Source organism: Streptomyces sp. SID4985 (assembly GCF_009863025.1).
Classification (GTDB): domain Bacteria; phylum Actinomycetota; class Actinomycetes; order Streptomycetales; family Streptomycetaceae; genus Streptomyces.
Genome location: NZ_WWIR01000101.1, coordinates 1 through 8,098, shown reverse-complemented (window position 1 = coordinate 8,098; position 8,098 = coordinate 1). Strand labels below are relative to the sequence as shown.

The window sequence follows — 8,098 nt, the reverse complement described above, 5'->3', positions numbered from 1 at the left end:
GTGGCTTGTCGCGCCCACGCGGCGGAGCCGCAAATCGACGCAGCCCCGCGCCCCTAAAAAATCGGAGCTGGCCTCGGAATCACGGCTGGACTCTGTACAGGACCTGGCCCCCCGGACCTCTCTTCACCTCTCTCAGCCATGGTTCCGCCGTTGACTTCGAGCCGATCACCCAGCGGACTCCGTACCGGCGGGCTATGGCGCGGCGGGTCTCGGAGTCGGTGGTGGGGGCGTAGTAGCGGGTGACCGCTTCGTCGCGGCCGGTTTCGTCCGGGAGGAAGAAGTCGGGGTAGCCGGGGGCCACGGTGTAGGGGCCGTAGGCGGGGATCTGGCGGGACGGGGTGGTGCGGGCCATGACCACGTCGCCGTAGCCGACCCAGGGGGTGATCCAGTGGTAACCGACCCACGGGGTGCGGTACTTGGCGGCGATGGGGGCCGGGAGGTCGTCGCGGTCGATCACATAGCCGAGCGTGCCCGCCTGGGCCCACGCGCCGACCGCGAGGGCGATGCCCAGCAGGCAGGCCCACGCCACCCGTACGCCCCGGCGTGACGCCGAGACGGTCTCCAGCGCGGCCGCGAGCTGGGCCGGGATCAGGGCGGCGGGCAGGGCGCGGCCCCAGGAGTAGTGGCCGGTGAGGGCGCCCGCCGCGAAGAGCAGCGCGCCGAGGACGAAGAAGACGACCAGGACGTCCCGGTGGTCGCGGCGCCAGCGGAGGGCCAGGGCCACCACGCCCAGCAGGACCAGGCCGAAGCGGGGCAGGAGGTCGCTGTAGAGGGGGCGGTGGATCGCCTCCAGGTCCGCGCCCGCGGCGAAGAGGGCGAAGAAGTCGTAGTACGGCCAGAGCGCCAGCAGCAGGATGCCCGCCGCCAGGGCCGCAGCGAGGCGGAGCAGGATCGCGCGGGCGGGACGGGCCGCGACGACCACGGCGAGGGCGCCGAGGGAGGCGACCACGCCGGAGAACTGGTGGCACAGCAGGATCAGCGCCCAGAGGAGACCGAGCCCCAGCCACGCGGGCCAGCCGGTGTCGGTGCGCAGCGCTTTCGTGAGCCACACCCAGAAGTGGAAGGAGAGCCCGAGCGCGAGCACGCTGGGGTACGACACCGTCAGGGCCAGGGAGTTGAGGCCGAGGAAGCCGCTCCAGTTGAAGACGTCCGGGCCCCACAGGAAGACCACGCAGAGGATGGCGAGCGCGGGGGCGGCGCGGTGGGCGCTCAGGGTGCGGACATAGCGCCAGACGCCGGTGAGGAGCAGCGCGAGCCCGATGAGGGCGCCGATCCGGAGCACCACGAAGACCGAGAGGCCGGTGACCCGGGCCAGCAGGCCGAGCAGCAGCATCCACGGCGAGTAGTAGGGGCTCGGGGTGTCGGCGTCGACCAGCGGGTTGCCCGGGTCGAGCAGGCTGTGCCGCAGCCGCTGCACGGTGGCCGCGTGCATCCCGAGGTCACCGGCCCAGGGCAGCCGGACGATCACCAGGAGCATCAGCACGAGGACGAGCGCGGCGGCGGCCCAGGGCAGGGCGCGACCGGCGCTCGCCGCGCTAGGCGGGGCGGCGCGCATCGGGCCGGGCCTCGGTGCGGTTCAAGGTCACAGGCACAGGCCAGACCCTATCCGAAAGGGACCGATCGGCAGGAAGCGGTCGATTCGCTGCAGGTTTTTCGTCGGGCGGGAGCGGGTCTTCTCTCGGCGGGGCCCGGAACTCCCCTGGCGGGGCCGGAAACACGGGTGCCCCGGAACCGTTTCTCCGGTCCCGGGGCACCCTGCGTCTCCGTGTGTCAGGAGTGAGTGCGCAGCAGTGTCCGCATCGTCCGCATCGCCACCGAGAGGTTGGCGAGGTCGAAGGCGTCCGAGCCGCGGATCTCCTCCAGGGTGGCGCGCGCCCGGCTCAGGATCGGCGCGTTCTTCTCCTCCCAGGCCTTGAACCGCTGCTCGGGCGTCGAGGTGCCGTTGCCCACCGCGAGCACGTCCGCCGTGAGCGCGGCGTGGGCGGCGTACAGGTCCTCACGGATGGAGGCGCGGGCCATGGACTGCCAGCGGTCGGCGCGGGGCAGCTCGATGATGCGGTCCATGAGCTGCGTGATGTGCAGCCGGTCCCCGAGGTCGTAGTAGACCTCGGCCACGTCGAGCGGCTCCTTGCCCATGCGGTCGGCCACCGAGACGATGTCCAGCGCCGGGAAGGCGGAGGAGAACCCAGCGACACGCGTGGCGACTTCGTCCGGGACACCGGCCGCGGACAGCTCGTCGTACACGTGCTGGTACCACTCCAGGTCCGCGCCGCGCAGCAGCTTCGGCAGTTGCTGCCAGACCTGCTCGACGCGGGCCGCGAAGAACTCGACGGTCTCGGCGAGCTGGAGCGGCTGCGGCCGGTTGTTGAGCAGCCAGCGGGTGCCGCGCTCGACCAGTCGGCGCGAGTGCAGCCGGATCCGGGTCTGGACGGCCGCGTCGACCTTGTTGTCCAGCTCCTCCACCGCGTCCCACACCGGCGCCGAGCAGAAGATCGCACGGGCCGCGGTCTGGGCGCGGACGATCTCCTCCAGGGAGGCCCCGGTCTCCTCGCGCAGCCGGTGCAGATAGGTCGTACCGCCCGTGTTCACCGTGTCGTTGACCAGCACGGTCGTGGTGATCTCGCGGCGCAGCGGGTGGCCGTCGACCGCCTCGGCGAACCGCTCGCGCAGCGCCGACGGGAAGTAGGCGTGCAGCAGCGTGCGCAGGTACGGGTCGTCGGGCAGCGAGGTGCGCAGCAGCTCCTCGGCGACCGTGATCTTCGTGTACGCCAGCAGGACGGCGGTCTCGGGGCTGGTGAGGCCCTGGCCCTGGGCGAGGCGCTCGCGGATCTGGCGGTCGGTGGGCAGGAACTCCAGCGCCCGGTCGAGGTGGCCCTCGCGCACCAGGTGGCGGATGAAGCGGGCCTGCGCGTGCAGCATGTCCTTGGACTGCGCCAGCGCGTTGGCCAGCGCGGTGTTCTGCGCGTAGTTGTTGCGCAGGACCAGGGCGCCGACCTCGTCGGTCATCTCCGCCAGCAGCTTGTTGCGCTGCTTGACGGTCATGTCGCCCTCGGTGACCAGGCCGTTGAGCAGGATCTTGATGTTCACCTCGTGGTCGGAGGTGTCCACACCGGCGCTGTTGTCGATCGCGTCGGTGTTGATCCGGCCGCCCTGGAGCGCGAACTCGATGCGGCCGAGCTGGGTCAGGCCCAGGTTGCCGCCCTCGCCGACGACCTTGACGCGCAGGTCGGCGCCGTCGACGCGGATGGCGTCGTTGGCCTTGTCGCCGACGTCCGCGTCGGTCTCCGCCGAGGACTTCACATAGGTGCCGATGCCGCCGTTCCACAGCAGGTCGACCGGCGCCTGGAGGATCGCCTTCATCAGGTCGGCCGGGGTCATCTTGGAGATCTTCTCCTCGATGCCCAGCGCCTCACGGATGTGGCCGTTGAGCGGGATCGACTTGGCGCTGCGCGGGAAGATCCCGCCGCCCGCCGACAGCAGCGAGGTGTCGTAGTCGGCCCAGCTGGAGCGGGGCAGCTCGAACAGGCGGCGGCGCTCGGCGTAGGAGGTGGCCGCGTCCGGGTTCGGGTCGATGAAGATGTGCCGGTGGTCGAAGGCGGCGACCAGGCGGATGTGCTCGGAGAGCAGCATGCCGTTGCCGAACACGTCACCGGACATGTCACCGATGCCGACGACCGTGAAGTCCTCGGACTGCGTGTCCACGCCCAGCTCGCGGAAGTGCCGCTTCACGGACTCCCAGGCGCCGCGCGCGGTGATGCCCATGCCCTTGTGGTCGTAGCCCGCGCTGCCGCCGGAGGCGAAGGCGTCCCCGAGCCAGAAGTCGTACTCCCCGGCGACGCCGTTGGCGATGTCCGAGAACGTCGCGGTGCCCTTGTCGGCCGCGACGACCAGGTAGGTGTCGTCGCCGTCGTGGCGGACCACGTCCTGCGGCGGGACGACCTCGCCGGCCACCATGTTGTCGGTGATGTCGAGCAGCGCCGAGATGAACGTCTTGTAGCTCTCGATGCCCTCGGCGAGCCAGGCGTCCCGGTCCGCGCTCGGGTCGGGCAGCTGCTTGGCGACGAAGCCGCCCTTGGCGCCGACCGGCACGATGACGGTGTTCTTCACCATCTGCGCCTTGACCAGGCCGAGGATCTCGGTACGGAAGTCCTCGCGCCGGTCCGACCAGCGCAGGCCACCGCGCGCGACCTTGCCGAAGCGCAGGTGCACGCCCTCGACGCGCGGCGAGTACACCCAGATCTCGTACGCCGGGCGCGGCGCGGGCAGGTCCGGGATGGCGCGCGGGTCGAACTTCATGGAGACGTAGTCGTGCGGCTTGCCGCCCTCGGTCTCCTGGAAGAAGTTGGTGCGCAGGGTCGCCTTGATGACGGTCAGGAAGGAGCGCAGGATGCGGTCCTCGTCCAGGCTCGCCACCTGGTCGAGCGCGGCGTCCAGCTCCTCCAGGAGCGCGTCGGTGATCTCCAGGCCGGCGGTCTGCCGGTCCGGGGACATCCGCGCCTCGAAGAGGGAGACAAGGAGCCGGGTGGTGTGGACGTTGTTGCGGAGGGTGTCCTCCATGTAGTCCTGGCTGAAGGTGGAGCCCGCCTGGCGCAGGTACTTGGCGTACGCGCGCAGCACCATCGCCTGCCGCCAGGTCAGCCCGGCGCTCAGGACGAGGGAGTTGAAGCCGTCGTTCTCCGCCTGGCCGGTCCAGGTCGCGGCGAACGCCTCCTGGAACCGCTCGCGGCCGTCCTCGCCGAGGTGGTCGCCGCCGCCCGCGGGCTTGGGCATCCGCAGGCCGAAGTCGTAGACCCAGGCGGTGGTGCGGTCGGCGCGGCGCAGCTCGTACGGGCGCTCGTCGACGACCTCCACGCCGAGCCGGTTGAGGACCGGCAGCACGGCGGAGAGGGAGACCGCGTCGCCCGTGCGGTAGATCTTGAAGCGGCGCTCACCGGGGGCGGCGCCCACCGGCTCGTACAGGCTCAGCGCGAAGTCGCCGCCGTCCTCGCCGTCCTTCTGCTTCAGCCGCTCCAGGTGGACCAGGTCGGCGACGGCCGCGCGCGGGGTGTGGTCGGCCTTGTAGCCCTCGGGGAAGGCGTTGCCGTGCTGGTAGCGGCGCAGCAGCTCGGCGGCGCGCTCCTCGCCGCACTCGGCGTTCAGCGCCTCGGTGAAGCCGTCCGCCCAGGAGCGGGTGGCCTCGACCAGACGGGCCTCGATGCGCTCCTTGTCGGCGTCCGAGAGCTCGGGCAGCTCGGTGCCCTGCGGAACGCGGACGACGAAGTGCAGCCGGGACAGGATCGACTCGGTGTTCCAGGCGGTGAAGTCGACGCTGGTGCCGCCGAGCTCCTCCTTGAGGATGTCGATGATCCGCAGCCGGACGCCGGTGGTGTAGCGGTCGCGCGGGAGGTAGACGAGGGCCGAGTAGTAGCGGCCGTACTCGTCCTGGCGCAGGTAGAGCCGCAGGCGGCGGCGCTCCTGGAGGTAGAGCACGCTGGTCGCGATGGTCTGGAGCTCGTCGACCGGGGTCTGGAACAGCTCGTCGCGCGGGTAGGTCTCCAGGATCTGGAGCAGGTCGCGGCCGTCGTGGCTGTTGGGCGAGAACCCGGCGCGCTCCAGGACCTCCTCGACCTTGCGGCGGATGACGGGCACCCGGCGCACCGACTCGGTGTACGCGGCGGAGGAGAACAGGCCGAGGAAGCGGCGCTCCCCGATCACGTTGCCCTCGGCGTCGAACTTCTTGACGCCGATGTAGTCCAGGTAGGACGGGCGGTGCACGGTGGCGCGGCTGTTGGCCTTGGTCAGCACGAGCAGACGGTGCTCGCGGGCCTTGGCGCGGGCGTCGGCCGGGAGCCGCTCGAAGGAGGGGCTGACCGGGTGCTCGTCCTGCTCGGAGTGGTGCGGGTCGGAGCGCAGGATGCCGAGGCCGGTGCCGGGCACGGCGCTCAGCGAGTCGTCGCCGCGCAGCTGGTACTCGCGGTAGCCGAGGAAGGTGAAGTGGTCGGCGGCGAGCCAGCGCAGCAGCTCGCGGGCCTCCTCGGCCTCGGGTCCCGGCAGGTCGGCGGGGCGGGGCTCGCTCTCCAGGTCGTCCGCGATCCGGATCGCGGTCTCCCGCATCTTCTCCCAGTCCTCGACGGCCTCGCGGACGTCGGACAGGACGCGGAGCAGGTCGGCGGAGATCTGCTTGAGGTCGGCGCGGTCGGTCTCGCGGTCGATCTCGACGTGGATCCAGGACTCGACGTGCGCGTCGTGCGGGAGCTCGGCGCCGGGGGCCGGCTTGGGCAGCACCTCGATGAGCTTGCCGGTCACGTCGCGGCGCACCACGAACTGCGGGTGGATCACGACATGGATGCCACGGCCCTGGCGGGTCAGTTCGTTGGTGACCGAGTCGACCAGGAAGGGCATGTCGTCGGTGACGACCTCCACGACGGTGTGGCTGCACGTCCACCCGTTCTCCTCCACGGTCGGGGTGTGCACCCGCACGTTGGCGGTGCCCTGGGGGCGGTTCTCGGCGAGCCGGTAGTGGGAGAGAGCGGCACCGAAGGCGTCGACCGGGTCGCGGTCGGTGAGGTCTTCCGGGGCCGTGTGCAGGTAGTAGCGCTGGAGGAACGCGAGCACGGACTCGCTGTCGGGGGCCTCGCTCGTGGTCCCGGTCGGTAGGTGCCCCCCGACCGGACTGTTCTCAGCTACCCGGGCGGCCCGATCGAGCAGCTCGGCCTTGGCTTCGTCCAGCTTGGTCTGCATTGTCCTCTGGCTCCTGTCGCGCGCCGTTGCGTGACGTAGAAGGAAGTACGGTCTCTTTCCCTCCGGTATGACGCCACGGCCCGGGGTGTCTGGTCCGTTCCGACGCTATGCCGCGAGGTGAGATGAGCGGGAGGAATTCGGCCATTGTCGACACGTCTGTCGGGTGCGACGCTGCGCCCAGTGCCGACGTGTCCCGTGCCGTTCCCGGCGTCCTGGAGGCCGCGAGGCCCCTGTCGCGCCCGCGAGGACCAGCGACCGCCGCCCGGCCACGGAGGTGCTCCGTGCGAACCGGGCGCAGGGCAGGAGCGATGACGCTCCCGCGAGATATCGCGCTGATCACGCCACAAGGCTATCGCCCCTGACCCCGGACCCGTCATGAGCCGTATGTGTACAAAACCGGGGGGTGAAGTTTGACGTTCTGCACAGCGCCGTGGGAGCCGGGAGCGGGCTATGCCGCTATTCGGTGCGCCTCTTCGACCGCCTCGGCGAGGGTGTCCACCACCGGCACACCGGCCTCGCGGAGGCTGGCCGGGCCGTGGGAGCCGCCGGTGTAGAGCACGGCCCGCGCGCCCACGTGACGGGCCGCCAGCGCGTCGTCCACCGCGTCGCCGATGACGACGGTGCGCTCCGGCGCCACCAGCTCGTCCAGCGACTTCAGGTGCCGGACCATGTGCGCGGCCTTGGAGCCGCCGGAGGGGCCCGTACGCCCGTCGATCCGCAGGAAGTGGGACTCGATCCCGAAGCCGCGCACCAGCGGCAGCAGCTCCTCGTGGCCGTACATGCTCAGCAGCGACTGGCTGTTCCCCGCCGACCGCCAGCCGGCGAGCAGGTCGGCCGCGCCCTCGGTCAGCCCGCAGCGCGTGCGCCACTCGGTGTAGTGCCGGTGGAAGGCGCCGTCCATCACGTCCCACTCGGCCTCGGTCGGCATCCGGCCGAGCAGCCGCTCGTAGAACTTCGGCACCGGGACGCAGTACAGCGCCCGGTAGGTCTCCAGCGTGATCGGCTCCAGGCCCAGCTCGGCGAAGGCCGCGTTCGTCGCCCCGATGATCGCGTCGATGTCATGGAACAGGGTGCCGTTCCAGTCCCAGACGATGTGCGCGTTCCCCTGCTTCCCCATGTCCGAAACCGTACCCACTCCCACTGACAATCGAGCATCGACAGGGGATCGCCGCAGGTCAGGCGGGGGTCAGGCGGGTCAGGACTGGCGCACCAGGTTGGGGATCTCCTGCGTGGCGTACCAGAGCAGCTCGTGGTGGTCGGCCGCCTCCACCGCCGCCAGCTCGTGGTCGTCCCCGGCGTCCGCCTCCGCCAGGGCCTCGGCCGCGGCGGCCACGTCCCGCTCGGCGTCCTCGGCGTCGGCGTGCACGGCGGCCGCCTT

At 71.2% G+C, this 8,098-nt stretch carries 3 protein-coding genes and 1 pseudogene; all 4 read right to left on the bottom strand.

Annotated features, from left to right (window positions below; translation table 11 throughout):
• Positions 1 to 79: 79 nt before the first annotated feature.
• Positions 80 to 1,555 carry a hypothetical protein gene (locus tag GTW40_RS04320; RefSeq protein ID WP_161178806.1) on the bottom strand — a complete coding sequence of 492 codons (1,476 nt, stop codon included), beginning with the start codon at positions 1,553 to 1,555 and terminating at the stop codon, positions 80 to 82.
• Between the two features lie 215 nt (positions 1,556 to 1,770).
• Positions 1,771 to 6,720, bottom strand: coding sequence for an NAD-glutamate dehydrogenase (locus GTW40_RS04315; RefSeq protein WP_161178805.1), 4,950 nt, complete (start codon positions 6,718 to 6,720; stop codon positions 1,771 to 1,773).
• 448 nt (positions 6,721 to 7,168) lie between these two features.
• Positions 7,169 to 7,837: an HAD family hydrolase gene (locus tag GTW40_RS04310; RefSeq protein ID WP_161178804.1), complete on the bottom strand. Its 669-nt coding sequence runs from the start codon at positions 7,835 to 7,837 to the stop codon at positions 7,169 to 7,171.
• Between the two features lie 78 nt (positions 7,838 to 7,915).
• Positions 7,916 to 8,098, bottom strand: a pseudogene (locus GTW40_RS04305) (hypothetical protein); the annotation flags it as partial.

Coding starts and splice junctions, on each gene's coding strand:
- GTW40_RS04310 (WP_161178804.1), bottom strand. CDS start 7,837: ATGGGGAAGCAGGGGAACGCGCACATCGTCTGGGACTGGAACGGCACC.
- GTW40_RS04315 (WP_161178805.1), bottom strand. CDS start 6,720: ATGCAGACCAAGCTGGACGAAGCCAAGGCCGAGCTGCTCGATCGGGCC.
- GTW40_RS04320 (WP_161178806.1), bottom strand. CDS start 1,555: ATGCGCGCCGCCCCGCCTAGCGCGGCGAGCGCCGGTCGCGCCCTGCCC.